Raw genomic sequence first — 19100 nt, 5'->3', positions numbered from 1 at the left:
TGTCACGCCCCTACATCGCGACGACCGGCCCGTTCGGTTCACGCATGTGAAGTTGATCATCTGTGCGGGCTCAAGGGGACTTCCAGATGAGCCGGAACGAATCGTCCCGACGCGACTTCGTGCCCTTGCCCACAGGGAACACGACCACGGATTCGAGCATGCCGAAGATCAGCGCCCTGCGGGCGGCCAGGGAGTATCCATCGGGGCCGGAACCGGCTTCCCAGCGTCGCCGGCGCTCCTGGGCCGAGTCGGTGGAGGGGGCCGTCCGGATGGACCAGTCGTCCCTCTCGCGGCGCAGTACATCGATGGCATCCGCGATCGCGGCGGCCGTCCGGTAGAAGGAAGCGTCACCCATGTCGCCGCATCGCCACTGCGTCTCCAACTCGGAACGACGTTCGAGAAGGGCGTCGAGCTCCACCTGATGAGCCCAGAGCAAGCCGTCCGGCGAGGCGAGGACGCCGTGGTCGGCCGCGGCGAGGACGAGGTCACCGATCCTCGCGTCGATCCACTCGCCACTGACGCCGACACCTGAGCACCCGCCATCGCCCTTCGGGCGGCAGGCGTACCGGTACCTGGACGCGCCGATGCTGGTCGCACTCGCGGCAAGGATCGTCCCGCACGCTCCGGTCGTGAGCGGGTTTCCGCACCGCAGCAGACCGCTGAGCACATACCGCCTGGCGGTCGCGGCCTCGGTGTTGGCGGATCGGCCACCCGGGAGGCGGCGGCGAGGTTCGTATCGGGTTCGGACCTTCTCCCAGTCGGCCGGGTCGATGATGGCCTGCCACGTGCCCAGGACCGGGTGACCGGCATCGTCGCAGACCAGTTCCCCGTCCAAGAGGCGAAGACCCGCGTTGCGCGGGCTGGACACGATCTGCTTGACCGTCTGGGGACGCCATGGACCGCCGCGCCGGGTCGGAATCCCCGAGTGGTCGAAGATCCGGGTGATCTCCGCCCACGACTCGCCCGCGATGCACGCGGCGACGGCCTGGCGGACGATGGCCGCCTCCTCGGGGACGACGAGGATGGTTTCGGCGGACTCCGGAGCGGCCTGGTAGCCGAACGGGCGTCCGCCCGTATGGGCGGCTCCCCTCTCCGCCTGCGCCCGATGCCAGCGTCTCGTGCGGCCCTTGCGGCGGACGTTCTCGCCCACGGACACCGCGACGCTCTCCGCAGCCGACGAGTAGCCCTCAGGCGAGCAGAGATCCACGTGCCCGTGCTCGACGACGAGCAGGCGGCCGGGGTGGGCGCGGAGGGCACAGAGGAGGCGCTCGAGTTGAGCGGAGGTCTTGAAGAGACGATCTTCGTCCGTGCACACCACGCCGTCCACGGGCAGGCCGTCGCCGGTCCGGCCCCGGTAGAGGTCGAGGAGCAGCGCGTCGAAGCCCGGCCGCGGGGCGCCGCGGCTCGCCGACCGGTCGTTGTCGGTGTACCGCCGGACGATCGAGCCGTTCTCGCGCCGGACGATCCGGTCGATCAGGCTGTGCTGGGCCTGGACACCGAACTCGGCCTTCGTCGTACCGCGCTTGCCCGAGAGGTCGCTGATCCGTGCGTAGGCGATGAGCCGGGGGTGCTTCATGGTGACAGTGCAGCAGAAGGTTCTGACATTCCGCTTTCGGGTGGTCGCTCTTCGTATCCGATCACGGGTGTGAGATGGTGGCGGCATGAACCGGCTAGCGCAGGCGACGTCTCCGTACCTGCTCCAGCACGCCACCAATCCCGTGGACTGGTGGGAGTGGGGAGAGGGGGCGATCAGCGAAGCGAAGAGGCGGGACGTGCCCCTACTGCTTTCAGTGGGGTACGCATCCTGCCACTGGTAGCTTCGCTGACCCTTCAGGTGCCATGTGATGGCTCATGAGTCGTTCGAGGACGGGGCGACGGCGGGGTTGATGAACGAGTTGTTCGTCAACGTCAAGGTGGACCGCGAGGAGCGGCCGGACATCGACGCGGTCTACATGGAGGCCACGCAGGCGATGACCGGGCAGGGCGGATGGCCCATGACGGTGTTCATGACGCCGGATGGGGCTCCGTTCTACTGCGGGACGTATTTCCCGCGGGAGCATTTCCAGGCGCTGCTGCGGGCCGTCCACAAGGCGTGGACGGAGCAGCGGGACGACGTCGAGCAGCAGGGGCGGCATGTCGTCGAGGCGTTGACGTCCAAGGACGGGGCGGGGCTGGCCGGTGGGGCGGCGCCGGACGGTGACCTCCTGATCGTGGCCGCCCAGTCGCTGGCCGATGACTTCGACGCGGCGCGGGGCGGGTTCGGGGGTGCGCCGAAGTTCCCGCCGTCGATGGTTCTGGAGTTCCTGCTCCGGCACCACGTGCGCACGAGGGACGACCAGGCGCTCGCCATGGCCGGGCGGACGCTGGAGGCCATGGCCCGGGGCGGGATGTACGACCAGATCGGCGGGGGCTTCTCGCGGTACTCCGTGGACGCGTCGTGGGTCGTTCCGCACTTCGAGAAGATGCTGTACGACAACGCGCTTCTCGCCCGGGTCTACGCGCATTGGTGGCGCATCACCGGGAGTCCGTTCGCGCGGCGGATCGCGCTGGAGACGTGCGACTGGATGCTGCACGACCTCCGGACGGCCGAGGGCGGGTTCGCCTCGGCGCTGGACGCCGACAGCGAGGGCGAAGAGGGCCGGTACTACGTCTGGACGCCTGAGCAACTGGACGAGGTGCTCGGCGCCGAGGACGCGGCGTTCGCCGTTGAGCTTTTCGATGTGACGGGGACGTTCGAGCACGGGACGTCCGTCCTGCAGCTGTTGCACGACCCGGACGATCGCGCGCGCTACGAGCAGATCCGCGCGGCGTTGCTGGCGTCGCGGGAGGGGCGGGTTCCGCCCGCGCGGGACGACAAGGTCGTCGCGTCGTGGAACGGGCTCGCGGTGGCGGCGCTCGCGGAGTGCGGGGCGTTGTTCGAGCGGCCTGATCTGGTCAGGGCGGCGGAGGAGACGGTCCGGCTGCTGGTGGACGTCCACCTGCGGGACGGGCGGCTGACCAGGACGTCCCGTGATGGTGTCGCCGGGGCCAATGCGGGCGTGCTTGATGACTACGGAAATGTGGCGGAAGGGCTACTGGCCCTGCACGGCGTCACCGGCGACCCGACGCATCTGCGGTTGGCCGGTGAGTTGCTGGAGACGGTGCTGGAGCGCTTCTCCGATGGTCAGGACGGTTTCTACGACACCGCCGACGACGCCGAGCAGCTGTTCCAGCGGCCGAAGGATCCGACCGACAACGCGTCCCCGTCCGGGCAGTTCGCGGCGGCGGGCGCGCTGCTCTCGTACGCCGCGCTGACCGCTTCCCCGTGGGCGCGCCAGGCGGCCGGGGGAGCGCTCGCTCCGGCCAGGGTCCTCGTCGAGCGGGGCGCGGCCCGGTTCGCCGGGTGGGGTCTCGCGGTCGCCGAGGCGAATCTCGCGGGCCCGCTGGAGATCGGGATCATCGGTGAGGCGGACGACCCGCGCACGCACGAGCTGCACCGGACGGCGCTCATGGCGACCTCGCCCGGCGCGGTCGTGAGCATCGGCGAACCGGGCGTCCAGGACATCCCGCTCCTGGACGGCCGTCCGCTGGTCGACGGGATGCCCACGGCGTACGTCTGCCAGGGGTTCGTGTGCCGGCTGCCGGTCACGTCCACCGCCGCGCTCGGACGCGAACTACAGGAGTAATTGGACTTCGAGTCCACTTTTGTTGCGACGTGACCTTGATCTCCTGTGTGGTTGGTGTTACCTCTTGGTAGCGGAGACGGGACTGACCCAAAGCGGCCCGTCGGGGCAGGGTGCCGGTGGAGACGCCGGGTATCTGGACTCTGGTCGCGTATCTGCGCCATAGTCGGTGGATTCCCCTGAGCCAGGGGCCGCCGAACGACGAGGGAGCGATGCCGTGCGCAAGCCGAACCGCCGGGTTCTACCGACGATCATCGGCGTTTCGGTCGTGACCACCCTGGCCGTGAACTCGGCCGTCGTGGTCGCCTACGGCGGGCGCGGGCACCACGCCCCCGGGACGATGAGCGGACGGTACGTCGCCGCGTCCAGCGACTCCGCGCTCTCGCCGCAGGCCGTCGCGCCGTTCAGCAAGCGGCTCGAGCCGCAGGTGCTGGTCGCCGGGGCCACCACGCTGCCCGCCGACGTCGTCGCCAAGGTCAAGGCCATGAAGGGCGTCCAGGGCGTCGAGACGGTGGACGCCGTCCAGGCCCTGATCGGCGGCAAGCAGGTCGGGCTGATGGGCGTGAACGTCTCGACGTTCCGCGACTACACGCCCGAGCCGACCGCCAAGTCGGACGCGCTGTGGCGCAACATCGCGGGCGGCGACGTCGCGATCTCGTTCACGATGGGCAGCGACGGCGGCGTCGCGCTCGGCAGCCGTGTCCCGGCCGGCGGTAAGGACCATCCGTCCGAGCTGCGCGTCGGCGCGTACGCGACGATGGGCATCGGCGACGTCGACGCGGTCGTCTCGCACCAGACCGCGATGTCGCTCGGCCTGCCGTCCGGCAACGCGATGCTGGTCAGCGCCCAGAAGACGGACTCGGCCAAGCTGCTCAAGGCGGTCCGCAAGGTGTTGCCGAAGGGCCTGAAGGCGGTCGAGGTCGACCCGAAGATCGACTACCCGGCGCCCGGCAAGGTCTCCGGCCCGCCCGGCAAGGTCATGACCGGGGCGCAGGTGCAGGCCGTGATCCACGCCGCCGCGTCCCGGATCGGCTGGCCGTACGTGTGGGGCGGCGAGTCGGAGTCCGAGGGCGGCTACGACTGCTCGGGCCTGCTGCTCTACGCCTTCAACAAGGCCGGGATCCGGATGCCGCGCGTCGCGGCCGACCAGGCCCGCACCGGCTGGGTGGTGCCGTTCAGCCAGGCGCAGCCGGGCGACCTGCTCATCTGGGCGAACGACCCGACCGCGCCCGGCTACATCTCGCACATCGCGCTCTACATCGGCAACGGCAAGATGATCGTCGCGCCGCACACCGGGACGGACGTCCAGATCCAGAGCGTGTACTTCCGCAACTTCAAGGGCGCGGTCCGGGTCAGCCCGCAGATGGCCGCCCGCGCCGCGGGCTGACGCCCGCCCTCCCGCTCGTCCGCCGGGCCGCCTCCTAGAGGGGGCAGCCCGCGGCGAGGAAGGCGAGGTTGTGGTCGATCAGGCCGGCCATGTCGTCGATGTCGACGAGGCCGTCCATCCACGCGTACATCGCCGACATCAGGACGCCGGTGACCGCCCACGCGAGCGCGTCGGCGTCCAGGTCGCCCGCGGGACGTCCGGTGCGCTCGATGATGATGTCCTTGAGCACGCCCTGCGTGCCGGACCGCATCGCCTCGATCATCCGCGCCCGGACGGACGGGACGCTCGCCGTCAGCCGCAGCCGGGCCATGACGAGCCCCTGGTCGGTCGCGAACATCTCCGGGATCAGTTCGCCGAACACGCGCCGGAGCGCCTCGATCGGGGACAGCTCCGGCGGCTGCTGGCGGAACACCTCCACCATGACCGGGTCGTACTCGTCGGTGACGATCACGTCCTCCTTGGTGGGGAAGTACCGGAAGAACGTGCTGGGCGAGATCTCGGCGGCGGCCGCGATCTGCTCGACCGTGGTGTCGTCGTAGCCCTGGCGCTCGAAGAGGCGGAGGGCGTGGTTCTGGATGGCCCTCCGCGTCTTCAGCTTCTTGCGCTCCCGCAGCGGCAGCCGGTCCAGCGGATCGTCGGAACGGGCGGCCTGCTGATCAGGAAGCGATGCGCTCATGGTCCGATTCTCGTGCATCGGCCGTGTCCTTCGCCGGACGGGGCAGCAGGCGCCACACCAGGACGGCCATCACCAGCGACACGGCGGCGGACCCGATGAGGACGGCGGCCATCCCGGAGGCGTAGGCGTCCCGCGCGCCGTGCAGCAGTGTCAGGTCGCCGGTCTTCTGTGCCAGCGCCGCGGCCTGGCCGACGGACTCGCGGGCGGCGTGCGGGACGTCCGGTCCGAGCTGGTTCCGGTACACCGCGGACGACACGCTGCCGAGCACGGCGACGGCGAGCGCCCCGCCCGTCTGCCGGATGGTCTGAACCAGGCCCGAGCCGCGTCCGGCCTGGTCGTCCGGGAGGCCGGCGAGGGCCAGATCCATCGCCGGGACGAGCGTGAACCCGGTCCCGATCCCGGTGATCGTGAGCCACGTCGCGATGAACGCGTAGGACGAGCCGGGCTCGCTGAACGCGCCGAGCACCAGTCCGGGGACGAGCACGAGCAGCCCGGCGAGGATGAGCGCCTTGTGCCCGGCCCGGGGCGCGAGCCGGTCGACGGCGATCCCGGCGACCAGGAGCCCGGCCATCAGCGGGATCATCCGCAGCCCGGTGCCGAACGCGTCGGCGCCGCGCACCGCCTGCAGGTACTGCGGCAGGACGAACAGCGCGCCCGACATCACCACGGTGCCGACGGCGCCCGCGACCGTCCCCCAGAGGAAGGAGGGGGAGCGGAACAGTCGCAGGTCCATCAGCGGCTCGCGGATCCGCGACTCGTAGGCGACGAGCGCGCCCAGCAGCGCGGCTCCGGCGCTGATGGAGGAGACCACGACCGGGTCCGTCCAGCCGTTCTCGGGGGCCTGGATGACGCCGAAGACCAGCAGCGCGAGCCCGGACGCCGACAGGGCCGCGCCGGCCAGGTCCAGCTTCGGCGCGGACGGGTCGCGGGACTCCGGCAGCAGCACCGCGACCGCGATCATGCCGATGACGACCATGGGGACGTTGATCAGGAAGATCGAGCCCCACCAGAAGTGCTGGAGCAGGACGCCGCCGAGGAGCGGTCCGAGCGGCAGGCCGAGCGCCATCGAGCCGGACCAGACGGCGATGGCCCGGGTGCGCTCCTCGGGCGGGAAGATCGCGGGCAGCATCGACATGGACAGCGGCATCACCATGCCCGCGCCGATGCCCATGACCATCCGGGCGGCGATCAGGCCGTCCGCGCCTTTCACGAGGCTTCCGGCGAGCGAGGCGGCGCCGAACAGGCCGAGCCCGAGGAGCAGCAGCCGCTTGCGGCCGAACCGGTCGCCGAGCAGCCCGGCGGGCAGCAGCAGCGCGGCGAACACCAGGGCGTAGGCGTCCACGATCCACTGCAGCTGGCTGGTGCCGGCGTGCAGCCGGACGGAGAGCGTCGGCAGCGCGACGTTCAGGATCGTCAGGTCGAACCCCAGCGCGAGCAGGGCGAGCGCGAGCGCTCCCAGCCCCGACCAGCGGCGTGTCTTCGCGGACATCATGACGGTCACCCTTCTTTGAAGGTAGCTATGAAATGAGAGTAACTCTCAAAAGATGGCGACTGTCAATGCAGTTCGTGTCTGGCGTCAGTCCGGGGTGGCGATGTAATTTTGATTACATGACTACTAGTGAAGCGGTCGAGGGCGTGCGCGGATGGTTCGCGGGACGGCTGCCCGACGGCTGGTTCGAGGGCGCGCCGGAGATCGTGCTGGACCGCGAGGAGATCGGCGTCGTCGGCCGCCTCCCGGAGCCGGCCGCCGCCGCCGACGTCTCGCCCACCGAGCGAGCCGAGATGCTCGCCGGGCACGTCCAGCGGTTCCGCGAGGGCACCCGCGACCAGCGCATCGCCATCGCCCGCGAGGCCGAGCACCGGTTCGGGCAGAAGGTCTCCTGGGGCGCGGCCTGCGGCGACCACCGCGAGATGTTCACCACGTTGTCGGTGCCGGTCATGACCCGCCTGCGCCAGCCCGAGCGACGCGTCCTGGACACCCTCGTGGAGGCCGGCGTCGCGCGCAGCCGCAGCGACGCCCTCGCCTGGTGCGTCCGCCTCGTCGGCAAGAACACCGACGAGTGGCTCAGCGAGCTCCGCTCCGCCCTGGAACACGTCGAACGCGCCCGCGCCGCCGGCCCCCAAGCCTGACCGAAACCCACTCCAGGCGGCCGCGGGGCTGCGGGCGGCGGGCGCGCTGCTCACGTGCGCCTGACCGGACTCACCTCTGGGCCGCGGGTCGTGGGCCCGCGGGGCTGGCTCCCTCGTTGTCGCAGGTCAACGAGGCGTAACCGGGATTTGCCCGATCTTCGCGAGCGGGTGGTGGGGGTTTTGGGAAGCCCCTGCCTAGGGTGATCTTTGTGGGAGGACTCCGCTGCCTGGACGGGTCGGCGCTCGCGGTCGTGCCGGTCGCGGCGCGGGACCGGCGCGGTCTCGCCTACGAGGTCACGCTCGAGCTGCGGCGCGACGGCGACCTGTTCGGACGCGTCGGAGAGCGCTGCGGCTACTTCCTCGACGACCTGGCGCGGCGCCTGGCCGTCGCGCGCGCGGACGACTCCCCGCAGGCCCTGGCGTGGCCCGATCCGGACGACCGGTTCCCGGGCCCCGCGGACGGGTTCCCCGACCCCGCGGACGCGCGCTGGATCTCCGGTCCCGGGACGGGCTGCGAGCCCGAGTTGTTCGCCTTCCGGTACCGCGACCGCGGCGACCTCGCCGGCACCGGTGAGCTGCGGTGCAGTGTGCGCACGTCGGCCGCCTGGGTCGGCCCGCACCGGTCGCCGGACGGCCGGTGGCGGCTCGCCCGGCGGGCGGTCGTGGAGGCGTGGGGAGCGGGCGGACGGGGCGTCCGGGCCGTCCTCACAGCGGGACAACTCGCCGAATTCCTGGCGGATCTCCTCGCCGAGGCCGATCGTCTCGGGCCAACCGTGGGCCATAATTGAGCGTCGTTTCCGTCAAGAAACGGTCGCGCAAAAGGGGGTGCCCATACATGGCGGACGAGCGGGGGACCGGGAGGAACCGGGCCATCCGGCGGCATCGTCCGCGTCGTGCCCCGGCCGAGGACGGCCTGATCGGGGCGATCCGGCACAGCGCCCCCTATGTGGGGTTCCGTGACTTCGTCTACCGGCTATACGCGCGGCGCGTGGAGCGGTACATCCCGAACGAGGTCGTCCCGCGGCACGTCGGCGTGATCCTGGACGGCAACCGCCGCTGGGCCCGCGCGATGGGCATGGACGACGTGAACCGCGGCCACCAGCGCGGCGCCGACAAGATCTCCGACCTGCTGCACTGGTCCACCGAGGCCGGGGTGGAGGTGGTCACGCTGTGGCTGCTGTCCACCGACAACCTGTCCCGTCCGGCCGGTGAGCTGGAGCCGCTGCTGCGCATCATCGAGAACACCGTCGTGGGCCTGGCCGCCGAGGGATGGCACGTCAAGCCGGTCGGCGCGCTCGACCTTCTGCCCGACAAGACCGCGTTGGTCCTCAAGAAGGCCGGTGAAGAGACATCTGACCGTCCCGGCCTGATTGTGAACGTCGCGGTTGGGTATGGAGGTAGACGTGAGATCGCTGATGCGGTGCGCTCACTGCTCCTCGAGCAGGCGGGTAAGGGCACCAGCATCGAGGAGCTCGCAGAGATCCTCGACGTGGAGCACATCGCCGAGCATCTCTACACGCGCGGCCAACCGGATCCCGACCTGGTCATCCGAACCTCGGGTGAGCAGCGGTTGTCCGGTTTCATGCTGTGGCAGAGCGCGCACTCGGAGTTCTACTTCTGCGAGGTCCACTGGCCGGACTTCCGCAAGGTGGACTACCTGCGGGCCCTGCGCTCCTACGCCGCGCGGCACCGGCGCTACGGTTCCTGACGGTCGCCGCCCCACTCCCGCGATCACCGCCCCGGGCATGACCGGCCACCCGCGTGGCCGGTTTCGGCATGTCTTGGGGGCGGACCAACGCGCCACGAGTTCATCCCCCACGATCAGGGAGATCGAGTGGCCACAACCCTCCCGCGCCGTCCCGAGTCCGGCGAGCCCGCCGGGCCGTCCGGCAGCCTTGTCGGCGGCAGCCACGTCAGCGGAGCCCCGGCGGGCCGTGACAGCGGCCCGTCCGGCGCTGTGGACGGCGCCCTGTCCGGAGCCGCCGACGGCGCGCCGGACGGCACCCTCGCCGGAACCACCGGTGACACCACCCTCGAAGACGCCCTCCTCGAGGAGGCCATCCTCGAAGACGCCATCCTCGAAGACGCCTCCGAGGGCCTGCCGGACCGGCGCACGTACGTCCTCGACACCAGCGTCCTGCTCGCCGACCCGGGGGCGATGACCCGGTTCGCCGAGCACGAGGTCGTCCTTCCGATCGTCGTCATCTCCGAGCTCGAGGCCAAACGGCACCATCCCGAGCTCGGCTACTTCGCACGCCAGGCCCTGCGCACGCTGGACGACCTGCGGCTCACCCACGGACGGCTGGACGAGGCGCTGCCCATCGGCGACCTCGGCGGCACGCTGCGGGTCGAGCTGAACCACTCCGACCCGTCGGTGTTGCCGGACGGGTTCCGGCTCGGCGACAACGACACCCGGATCCTGTCGGTGGCGAGCTGGCTCGCGCACGAGGGCCGCGAGGTCGTCCTGGTCTCCAAGGACCTGCCGATGCGGGTGAAGGCGTCGGCGGTCGGGCTGGCGGCCGAGGAGTATCGCGCCGAACTCGCGGTCGTGGAGTCCGGCTGGACCGGGATGCGCGAGATCGAGGTGACGGCGGCGGCCGTCGAGGAGCTGTACGAGGGCGGGCACACCGACCTGGAGGAGGCGCGCGACCTGCCCTGCCACACCGGGCTGCGGCTCCTGTCGGAGCGCGGCTCGGCGCTGGCGCGCACCGCGCCGGACAAGTCGGTGCGGCTCGTCCGGGGTGATCGGGAGGTGTTCGGGCTGCGCGGCCGGTCCGCCGAGCAGCGCATCGCGCTGGACATACTGATGGACGAGTCCGTCGGCATCGTCTCGCTCGGCGGACGGGCCGGGACGGGCAAGTCCGCGCTCGCGCTCTGCGCGGGGCTGGAGGCCGTCCTGGAGCGGCGGGCGCACCGCAAGGTCCTGGTGTTCCGCCCGCTGTACGCGGTCGGCGGGCAGGAGCTCGGCTACCTGCCGGGGACCGAGAACGACAAGATGTCGCCGTGGGCGCAGGCCGTCTACGACACCCTCTCGGCGGTCACCACGCCCGAGGTCATCGAGGAGGTGCTCGACCGGGGGATGCTGGAGGTGCTGCCGCTCACCCACATCCGCGGCCGTTCGCTGCACGACGCGTTCGTGATCGTGGACGAGGCGCAGTCGCTCGAACGAGGCGTGCTGCTGACCGTCCTGTCCCGGATCGGGTCGGGCTCGCGGGTCGTCCTCACCCACGACGTCGCGCAGCGGGACAACCTCAGGGTCGGACGCCACGACGGCGTCGCGGCCGTCGTGGAACGGTTGAAAGGCCATCCGCTGTTCGCGCACGTGACCCTGACGCGCTCCGAACGCTCGCCGATCGCGGCACTGGTGACCGACATGCTCGGCGACGTCGGGGGAGCGTGAGACGGCCGGTCGGTCGGGCGCCCGAGTTCGGCGGAGGGGGACCCAGGTTCGGCGGAGGGTGATCCGGCGATGACGCCACGTGGACGCCCCGGCGGTTTCGAAGCCGCCGGGGCGTCTGCATTTCTTCTACATAAAGTGATCACTAAACCCCGTTCTGTATATGTGTGACGAACGTCACAGAACCTAGGGCGATCGTTAAGAACCCCAGCTCCGACGGTGCATCGGGCCATTTCGGTGACGAGTTGACAACCGTCCCACATAGACCATCAATCTCGATTTGGTTGCGAACCACCCGATCTCGTCGGGCATTGTGTCTCCCCGTAAGCACTCCCGAGCGGTGTGCGGACGGCGGGCGATCCCCTGAAGCGCCCCGTCCACCGCCGCTCCGGGCCCGGGACGACCGCCGACGGCGGGGTCCCGTGACGGCCCAGGGGTGACAGCCTCGTCCGCGCGTCCATGCGCGGACGTTCGTCGGAAGGACCGCCTTGTCCGGAGACCGTTTCGGCTCCTCTTGGCGAGACGATCGACACAGCTCCGACCCTCTCGGACAGGACGGCCACGCGTCGGCCGGCGGTGCGCCGGTGTCCGGGCCGGTCGGCTCCGAGCCCTTCGCGGCGCCCGCGGCCTTCGGCATGGCGCCGGAGGGCGCTGAGATCGCCGAGGACGACGTCCGGGTGGCCGGGTCGGCCGCACGGCCGGGTTCCGGCGGCGCGGGCGACACCGGCCATCTGCCGCCGCTCGGGTCCGCCTTCCCCGGAGCCACCGAGGTCATCTCGAGTGACGAGCCCGCCGCCCCGAGCGCGCGCCGTCCTCGCCAGGGTCGCAGGAGCGCCGGTCGTCGTCCCGCGTCGGTGTCAGGTTCTTCCCGTTCCGGCTCGTCCGGCCGCACCGGCCTGAAGGTCGCGGTCGCCGCGGCGGGCGCGGTCGTGGTGCTCGGCGGCGGCGCCGCCGCGTTCGCGCTCACCGGGTCCGACTCGGGCTCGTCCAAGGGCAAGGCCTCGAGCTCGGGCAGCACGAACATCGCGTCCGACCAGGCCAAGGCCGCGATGCCGGCCCTGGACCCGGCCAAGGTCGAGGCGCAGCGCAAGAAGCTCGCGATCGACCGCGCCTCGCGCGCCAATCGCGACGGCGGCGACAGCGCCAAGCTGATGCCCAAGGGCAAGCCCGTCCCGTCGCCCACCCCGTCCAAGTCCGCGGACCCGTCCGGTGGCGGCGGCGGTGGCAACGGCGGTGGCGGTGGCCCGAGCGGCGACCCCGTTCCCGCCGGACAGGCGCAGCAGATCGCCAAGGGCATGCTGCCGAGCTTCGGGTTCTCCGGCTCCGGGCAGTTCGGCTGCCTGGTCAAGCTGTGGAACCGGGAGAGCGGCTGGAACACCCACGCCTCCAACTCGTCGTCCGGCGCCTACGGCATCCCGCAGGCGCTCCCCGGAAACAAGATGGCCAGCGCCGGTTCCGACTGGCAGAACAGCGCCTCCACCCAGATCAAGTGGGGCCTCGGCTACATCAAGAACCGCTACGGCACCCCCTGCGGCGCCTGGGCGCACAGCCAGTCCACCGGCTGGTACTGACATCCGGACGAACGGCCGGCGCATTACCTCGCGCCGGCCGTTCGCTCTGACGGCCGACATCGTGGTCGGCCACTCTGACCGGCGCCTCTTCGGCCGGTTCCAACTCCACAGGTTTCGGACGACCCTTCGGCTCGGCCGTCCGCGTGGGACGTCCTCCCCGTCTCGGAGGAGTTCCTTGGGCGCGCGAAGTTCGCGCCCTCAGACCGACCCCACTTCCTGAGGGTCGGTCACCCACCTCGGCAAACCATGCGGTCCGTCCCCGTGCGGGGCGGTCCGTCCGCATGGCCATCGCGTCCTTGGACGCCCCCCTGGTGCCCGGTCGTCCCGTCCGCCGTACGGCGGACGGGGCCGCACCCGCCCGAGGTGACCCTTCGCCGGACCGACCGGTCCGTCCGGCACGACGAAAGGTCTGCATTGGCTGTCAAGCCCCTCCGACGCTCCGCCACGGTCGTCCTCGCCGCGTCCCTGACCTTCGGGGTCGTCGCCGAGGCCGTCCCGGCCCAGGCCGCGGCCCCGACCCGGACCGCGTCCGTCGTGACGGCGAAGACCACGGCGCAGCGGCTCACCCGGGCCCAGCGCAACAAGGCGATCGCGAAGCGCATGGTCGCCAAGCGCGGCTGGTCGAACCGGCAGTACAAGTGCCTGGTGAAGCTCTGGAATCGGGAAAGCCACTGGAATCACAAGGCGGGCCGGACGTCCGGCGCGTACGGCATCCCGCAGGCGCTCCCCGGAAGCAAGATGCGCAGCGCCGGCAAGGACTGGCGGACGAACCCGGAGACCCAGATCAAGTGGGGTCTGCGCTACATCAAGGGCCGCTACGGCACCCCGTGCCGCGCCCTCGGGCACTCCAGCTCGCGCGGTTGGTACTAACCACTTCGTCCGGATCGGACGGTGCGCTCCACACTGCCCGTTTGTGACGTCCGATCCGTAGGGCAGTGCGTGGAATGGGGCTTATGCCCTGACGTGGACGCGAGGGGACGGACTCCGGTCCGTCCCCTTTTGTCCGCCCGCTCGGAAAGCGCGAGCCCATGGGTCGGCAAAAGCCCGGTGCACGGCTCCGGAATCTCCCCGCGTCCCCCGGCGGAACCGGAGCACGCTACGACCCGTGTCCACTCACCGAAGCACCGCCCGCGCCACCCGCACCCGGCCCCGCCGCGCCGACGCACTCGCACTCGCGAACGGCCCGGGCGAAGGACTCGCGAACGGCCTGGTCCACGGACTGGCGGACGGCCCGGCCGACGGACTGGGGGACGGCCCGGCCGACGGACTGGGGGACGGCCCGGTCGACGGGCTGAGGGACGGCCCGGTCAACGGACGGGGGGACGGGCTGGGGGACGGCCCGGAGTTCGACCCCGCGCCTGGCCACGGAGGCCGCATCCGCGCCGCCGTCCGCCTGGCCGCCGTCGGCGCAGCGACGGCCCTGGTCACCACACCACTGCTGACAACCCCGGTGAAGACCATCTCGTCCGCCGCCGAACGAGCCACCAGCGCCGCCTTCCCCGTCGCCGCCGAGCGCCGCCCCCTGCTCCGCCGCGCCTCGGACCGCCGTGTGCTGTCCCGCCGCGTCTTGGTCCGCCGAGCGCCGTCCCGCCGGGCGAGCCGCCTGAGCCGCAACAAGGCGACGGCCCGCACGCTGATGAACCGCTTCGGCTGGCGCGCCACCCGCCAGTACCGCTGCCTCGAACAACTCTGGGCGCACGAGAGCCACTGGAACGAACACGCCCACAGCCCGTCCGGTGCCCACGGCATCCCCCAGGCCCTCCCAGGCGCCAAGATGGCCATCGCAGGCCCGCATTGGGAGTCCAACCCTCAAACACAGATCCGCTGGGGCCTCCGCTACATCCGAGGTCGCTACGGCGCCCCCTGCACCGCCTGGGCCCACTGGCAAGCCGCCGCCTGGTACTAACCGAGCCCGCGCGTGGGACAAAGGTCCTCGCTCCGCTCGGGCAGTCCCTCGGGGCTCCCGCCCCAAACCCCGAAGCCGGGGGCTCCGCCCCCAGACCCCCAAGGGCCACGGGCCACTACCGCGTCATCCGCCCACGCCGAGCCTCAGCAGCCACGGCCGCACAGTTCCGGACAACGAACTCAGCCAACTCCGGACCTGAAGGGCTCGGTATGGCACCGCCCAACTCCTCCCGAACCTCCCGATGGAGCGCCGCCTCCGCACTGTCGTCGCCGTCCTCAACGGTCCCGCCCGGCGTCACGTAGTACACGGCGTGACCGGGCTTGATCCGCTTGATCAGCACCAACCGCCCGTCGTCCACCACCAGAACCCGAGCACTCCGCTTGACGACGACCTCGCCCTCGGCCACCCGGCTCATGCACCTTCGCGCTTTCCATAAGGCCCTCGCTCCGCTCGGACAGCCTCCTTGGGGCTCCCGCCCCAAACCCCAAGCTGGGGGCTCCGCCCCCAGACCCCCGGCTTCCAAGCGTGGACGAATTCCGCCCTCACATGAAGGCGGGACGGACGGGATTGTCCGGTGAGTCGAGCCAGAGGTGTTGCCCCTGGGGGGAGACGGTCAATCCGAAGCGGTCTCGAGTGGGACTTCCCATCGCGACCCAACGCAGGAACACATCACCCAGTTCGTCCCAGAGGTCGCGGGGCCCGGACTGTGTGACGGCTGATCGCTTGTAACCAGGGTCGTAGTGGACATGTGCCGTTGAATCCTTGTTCCAAAGCCACATGTCGAAGGACCCGTCGTGTTCGGTTCGGTTGCTGCCGTAAACGCCGGGAAGCATTCCGGACACCGCCACATCGGCGCCGGTCGAAGCACGAACGACGCGGCGCGGGTCGAGCGAGGTCGAAGACTCGCGCACCCTGCTCTCCGGGAGGTTCTCCGGAGGCCGTTGCCCTCGGAGCATCATGAACCGGCATCCACCGTGGAGGCGGCCGACCGCGGTTCCGTCGCCGATCGTGGTGAGCCTGACCCGGTGACCGCCTTCCCACTCGGGCATCCACGGAAGCACGATCATTCCGCCCGGGCGAGTCTGCTCCACCCACGCATGCGGAATCTCGCGGACGCCGACGGCGACGTGCACCCGGTCGTAGGGCGCGCCGTCCGGCCACCCTTTGACGCCATCGCCCAGGATCAGATGCGGTGCTCGTCCGGCCGCGCGGAGGTTGCGCTTCGCTTCGGCCAGCACAGCCGGGTCGATCTCGATGCTGTACAGGTTGTCGTCCCGAAGCCGGGACGCCAGCAGAGCAGCCGTCCAACCAGTGCCCGTGCCGATCTCGAGCACCTCGTCGCCGTCGTAGGGGTCGAGCAGATCCAGAAACGGGAAGACGATGCCAGGGGCCGACAGGGAGGACGAGTATTTACTCCCTCCCGATGCGACGTCCGGCGAACCGTCGGACGTCTGGGTGATGATCGCCGAGTTCGAGTAGGCCGCGCGCAGCCACTGTTCCGGATCTTCCGCTCGGTCGATGAGATGGCCATCGCCGTCCTGCTCCGGGACGCACCAGGCGCGCTCAGGGACGAACAGATGGCGAGGCGCGGCGTGTGCCGCACCCCGCCACTCGTCATTCACTCCCGCCATCTGGTCGATGAGGGCAGTGAAGCGCTCAGTCCGGTTCACTTGCCTCTCTCATGCCTGCCGCCCTTGTCCGGACGATCCCCGTTCTGGCTCGGCTGCACCGGCTTCTCCCTCGGATTGTCTCCCTCATGCTTGCCCATTCCGCAACTCCCTCCAACTGACCTTGAGGTGCAGCACGATGGGGAGGTACGAGGATCCGGCCGAGAAGAACGGCCACAAGCCGATTCCGCCGCCGACCAAGGACGACGAGGGCGACGGCACGCGGGGGAAGTGATCGGATGACAGGAGGCGTCATGCGGCGCATCGAGGCGATGGTCGAGCGGCTGGCCGTGTCCGGGTGGCTGACACAGGACCCTGTCAGGACAGCGCTGCGTGACGTCCCCCGGCACCTGTTCGCGCCATCCCTGGCCTGGGCAGGTGAGGGCGACCAGGTGAGCGAGCCGACCGATCCCGAAGGCTGGCTCGACCTGGTCTACGGGGACGACGCGATCATCACTCAGCTTGACGACGGAACGACCGACATCGCGTCCGGCGACGGCAGGTTCACCTCGTCGCTTTCCGCCCCGAGCACAGCCGTGTCCCTCTTGGAGCTGTTGGACGTGGAGCCGGGGCATCGCGTCCTGGACGTGGGCACCGGCACCGGATGGACGGCCGCGCTGCTGTCGCGTCTGGTCGGCGAGGAGAACGTCACGACGGTGGAGGTCGACCCTCAGGTATCCGGGTGGGCTGCCGCCAACCTCAAACGGGCGGGTGCCTCACCTCGGCTGGTCGTCGGGGACGGAGCGCACGGCTGGACGGAGGGAGCGCTCTACGACCGGGTGCACGCCACATGCGCGGTCGCCCGTGTGCCGTACACGTGGATCGAGCAGACGCGTCCCGGTGGGGTGATCGTGACGCCCTACGATCCGGGGTTCGGATCCAGCCACGAGCTGCGGCTCGTCGTGATGCCGGACGGAACGGCGGTCGGCCGCCTCACCGGCTATGCCTCGTACATGATGATGCGGGCACAACGTCACCCTGAATGGAACCCGTCTGGCCAGGCGGGCAGTCGTTCGACGACCGACATCGACCCCCGGACGATCGGCTACGCCCCGGCGGGCGCGGACTTGGCGATGGGGGCTGCCCTGCCTGGTGTATGCGCCAAAGGGGAACGCGACGGGGACGGCTACATCCTGCGCCTGTGGAGTCCGGACGCATGGGCCACCGCCCGCTACGAACCTGGCCGCGAGACCTATGACGTCGAGCAGGCCGGAGAACGCGCGCTGTGGGACGGCGCGGTGTCCGCCTACTTCGGCTGGATCACCAGCCGCAACCCAGGCCGTGACCGCTTCGGCCTGACCGTGACCCCCACAGGCGAACACGTCTGGCTCGACCGTCCGGAAGGCCCTACGTCAGGCTGAGCCTGGCCGCGCCGTTGCAGGGATTGACGGGTCGCGGGGGACGCTCCATTCCGTTCCGCGAACAAGAGCCAGAAACCTCTCTATCGCTTCTGGTGAACCTTCGGCTTGGGGAGAGACGAGGGTTCGCCGTTGGGCCTGAAGAAGCGGGTTGCTCGTACTTACGATGGGTGCATGAGCGCGCCGAACCTCGCGGAACGCCTCCAGGCCGTGCGTAAACGGCGGGGGTTCACTCAGAAGGATCTTGCGACGCATTCCGGTGTCTCGCTCTCCTTGATCCGGAAACTCGAACAAGGAGAGCGCGAGGACACCCGGCTCGAGACGCTGCGCAGGCTGGCGAAGGCCCTCGGGGTCTCGACTTCGGACCTGATCGTCCGGCCTGGCCTGGCAGAGGGCACGGTTCGCGACTGGACGCCGGTTCGTGACGCCCTCCTGCGGAGAGGCGGCGTTCCGTCGGACGAGGCGCCGTCCGTGCGGGGCGTGCTCGGTGCAGTCGAGATGGCCGAGCCGCTCTTCACCGACAACAAGTACCGCGAGCTCGGGACCCTGCTTCCCGCGATATTGCGGGACGCCGACGCGCTCGGGGGCCCCGGACGCCGCGTCCGCTCACGCGTCCTTCACCTCGCCGCGCTGCTGATGATCTCCACGCGGCAGTTCGACGCGGCGGAGATCGCCCTGCGGCGTGCACAGGACGAGGCGCCAGGGCGACTCGAGGAGGCCGCGATCGTCAACACCCGCTGCTGGCTGCTGATGAGGTGCGGTGACCTGGCGGGGACGCTCAGGCTGGCCGCCGAGGAGGCCGACGGGATCGAGCCGCGCCTCTCCCGCGCGACTGCGGAGGAGCTGGCCGCCTGGGGCGGTTTGATGCTCCGTGTCTCCACGGCCGCCTCGCGGAACAACGAGCCCGGAGAGGCCGAGGACGCCCTGCGGTTCGCTCAGTCGGCCGCCGTCGCTCTGAGGAGCGAGTGGGCTCCACCGTCCGACCCGCTTCGCACGTTCGGACCCATCGCCGTCGCTACGCGTCGCGTCGAGAACTACATGATCGAGGACAGGCCGGACAGGGTGCTCGCACTCTCCGAACGCATTCCGAGAGCCGGGTTCCGGGCCAGGTCGTCAAGCCGGAACCGGCATCGCCTGGACGTGGCCAAGGCGAGCGCGCAGTTGACGCGGTACACCGACGCGTTCGAGATCCTTCAGGAGATCAGGGCCGTCAGCCCCGAGTGGATCGTCAACCAGAGGATGGCTCGCGATATTCTCGGAAAGATCGTGACGAAGCGCCGAACTCTGACATCCGAGATGCGAGACATGGCCGATTTCATTCGGCTCGAATATTGAGCGGATAACAG

The 19100-nt window shown here is 70.5% G+C and carries 15 protein-coding genes and 1 pseudogene; 11 read left to right on the top strand and 5 right to left on the bottom strand.

Annotated features, from left to right (window positions below):
• Positions 1-70 precede the first annotated feature (70 nt).
• Positions 71-1576: a recombinase family protein gene (locus AB0L06_RS39865; protein WP_500236528.1), complete on the bottom strand. Its 1506-nt coding sequence runs from the start codon at positions 1574-1576 to the stop codon at positions 71-73.
• Between the two features lie 85 nt (positions 1577-1661).
• Between AB0L06_RS39865 and AB0L06_RS39860 the strand changes: the two are divergent.
• Positions 1662-3665 (top strand): annotated as a pseudogene (locus AB0L06_RS39860) (thioredoxin domain-containing protein).
• A 214-nt stretch (positions 3666-3879) separates the two neighbouring features.
• On the top strand, positions 3880-5049 hold the full coding sequence (locus AB0L06_RS39855) for a C40 family peptidase (protein ID WP_500236526.1): 1170 nt from the start codon (positions 3880-3882) through the stop codon (positions 5047-5049).
• A 34-nt stretch (positions 5050-5083) separates the two neighbouring features.
• Here AB0L06_RS39855 and AB0L06_RS39850 read toward each other — a convergent pair whose 3' ends face one another.
• Both AB0L06_RS39850 and AB0L06_RS39845 read right to left on the bottom strand, forming a co-directional pair.
• Complete coding sequence (locus AB0L06_RS39850) at positions 5084-5725, bottom strand: acyl-CoA-like ligand-binding transcription factor (RefSeq protein WP_500236524.1); 642 nt, start codon at positions 5723-5725, stop codon at positions 5084-5086.
• Positions 5706-7217 carry a DHA2 family efflux MFS transporter permease subunit gene (locus AB0L06_RS39845; protein ID WP_500236523.1) on the bottom strand — a complete coding sequence of 504 codons (1512 nt, stop codon included), beginning with the start codon at positions 7215-7217 and terminating at the stop codon, positions 5706-5708. Before AB0L06_RS39845 ends, AB0L06_RS39850 begins: the two co-directional genes overlap by 20 nt.
• Positions 7218-7333: 116 nt before the next feature.
• Between AB0L06_RS39845 and abmR the strand changes: the two genes are divergently transcribed.
• The 7 genes from abmR to AB0L06_RS39810 all read left to right on the top strand — a co-directional run bounded on the left by abmR (position 7334) and on the right by AB0L06_RS39810 (position 14729).
• Entirely contained in the window at positions 7334-7855 is a 522-nt protein-coding gene (gene abmR / locus AB0L06_RS39840; RefSeq protein ID WP_500236521.1) for an ATP-binding transcription factor AbmR, read from the top strand.
• 209 nt (positions 7856-8064) lie between these two features.
• Positions 8065-8643: a hypothetical protein gene (locus AB0L06_RS39835; protein ID WP_500236519.1), complete on the top strand. Its 579-nt coding sequence runs from the start codon at positions 8065-8067 to the stop codon at positions 8641-8643.
• Positions 8644-8801: 158 nt separating this feature from the next.
• Positions 8802-9563, top strand: a complete 762-nt coding sequence (locus AB0L06_RS39830; protein ID WP_500236609.1) for an isoprenyl transferase — start codon at positions 8802-8804, stop codon at positions 9561-9563.
• Positions 9564-10013: 450 nt separating this feature from the next.
• The gene (gene phoH2 / locus AB0L06_RS39825; RefSeq protein WP_500236607.1) at positions 10014-11255 is read left to right on the top strand and encodes an RNA 5'-3' helicase PhoH2; all 1242 of its coding nucleotides are present in this window, start codon (positions 10014-10016) and stop codon (positions 11253-11255) included.
• Positions 11256-11836: 581 nt separating this feature from the next.
• Positions 11837-12823 (top strand): aggregation-promoting factor C-terminal-like domain-containing protein, encoded by a 987-nt coding sequence (locus tag AB0L06_RS39820; RefSeq protein WP_500236517.1) that lies wholly within the window; start codon positions 11837-11839, stop codon positions 12821-12823.
• Between the two features lie 414 nt (positions 12824-13237).
• Entirely contained in the window at positions 13238-13693 is a 456-nt protein-coding gene (locus tag AB0L06_RS39815) for an aggregation-promoting factor C-terminal-like domain-containing protein (protein WP_500236515.1), read from the top strand.
• Positions 13694-13928: 235 nt separating this feature from the next.
• A complete protein-coding gene (locus tag AB0L06_RS39810) occupies positions 13929-14729 on the top strand; it encodes an aggregation-promoting factor C-terminal-like domain-containing protein (RefSeq protein WP_500236514.1) in 801 nt (266 codons plus the stop codon).
• A 115-nt stretch (positions 14730-14844) separates the two neighbouring features.
• Here the strand turns inward: AB0L06_RS39810 and AB0L06_RS39805 are convergent, their stop codons facing one another.
• The gene (locus AB0L06_RS39805) at positions 14845-15135 is read right to left on the bottom strand and encodes an NUDIX domain-containing protein (RefSeq protein WP_500236512.1); all 291 of its coding nucleotides are present in this window, start codon (positions 15133-15135) and stop codon (positions 14845-14847) included.
• A 136-nt stretch (positions 15136-15271) separates the two neighbouring features.
• Positions 15272-16360: a methyltransferase domain-containing protein gene (locus tag AB0L06_RS39800; protein WP_500236510.1), complete on the bottom strand. Its 1089-nt coding sequence runs from the start codon at positions 16358-16360 to the stop codon at positions 15272-15274.
• 290 nt (positions 16361-16650) lie between these two features.
• On the opposite strand from AB0L06_RS39800, the gene AB0L06_RS39795 reads away from it, so the two are divergent.
• Positions 16651-17757: a methyltransferase domain-containing protein gene (locus AB0L06_RS39795; protein ID WP_500236508.1), complete on the top strand. Its 1107-nt coding sequence runs from the start codon at positions 16651-16653 to the stop codon at positions 17755-17757.
• A 171-nt stretch (positions 17758-17928) separates the two neighbouring features.
• Entirely contained in the window at positions 17929-19089 is a 1161-nt protein-coding gene (locus AB0L06_RS39790) for a helix-turn-helix domain-containing protein (RefSeq protein ID WP_500236507.1), read from the top strand.
• Positions 19090-19100: the final 11 nt, after the last annotated feature.

The organism is Spirillospora sp. NPDC052269, from assembly GCF_040679435.1.
GTDB lineage: Bacteria > Actinomycetota > Actinomycetes > Streptosporangiales > Streptosporangiaceae > Spirillospora.
Note: the sequence above shows the minus strand (reverse complement) of the source record. Positions and strands in the feature narration are given on the sequence as shown.

Coding starts and splice junctions, on each gene's coding strand:
- abmR (WP_500236521.1), top strand. CDS start 7,334: ATGACTACTAGTGAAGCGGTCGAGGGCGTGCGCGGATGGTTCGCGGGA.
- AB0L06_RS39800 (WP_500236510.1), bottom strand. CDS start 16,360: ATGGCGGGAGTGAATGACGAGTGGCGGGGTGCGGCACACGCCGCGCCT.
- phoH2 (WP_500236607.1), top strand. CDS start 10,014: ATGACCCGGTTCGCCGAGCACGAGGTCGTCCTTCCGATCGTCGTCATC.
- AB0L06_RS39865 (WP_500236528.1), bottom strand. CDS start 1,576: ATGAAGCACCCCCGGCTCATCGCCTACGCACGGATCAGCGACCTCTCG.
- AB0L06_RS39790 (WP_500236507.1), top strand. CDS start 17,929: ATGAGCGCGCCGAACCTCGCGGAACGCCTCCAGGCCGTGCGTAAACGG.
- AB0L06_RS39845 (WP_500236523.1), bottom strand. CDS start 7,217: ATGATGTCCGCGAAGACACGCCGCTGGTCGGGGCTGGGAGCGCTCGCG.
- AB0L06_RS39795 (WP_500236508.1), top strand. CDS start 16,651: ATGCGGCGCATCGAGGCGATGGTCGAGCGGCTGGCCGTGTCCGGGTGG.
- AB0L06_RS39850 (WP_500236524.1), bottom strand. CDS start 5,725: ATGAGCGCATCGCTTCCTGATCAGCAGGCCGCCCGTTCCGACGATCCG.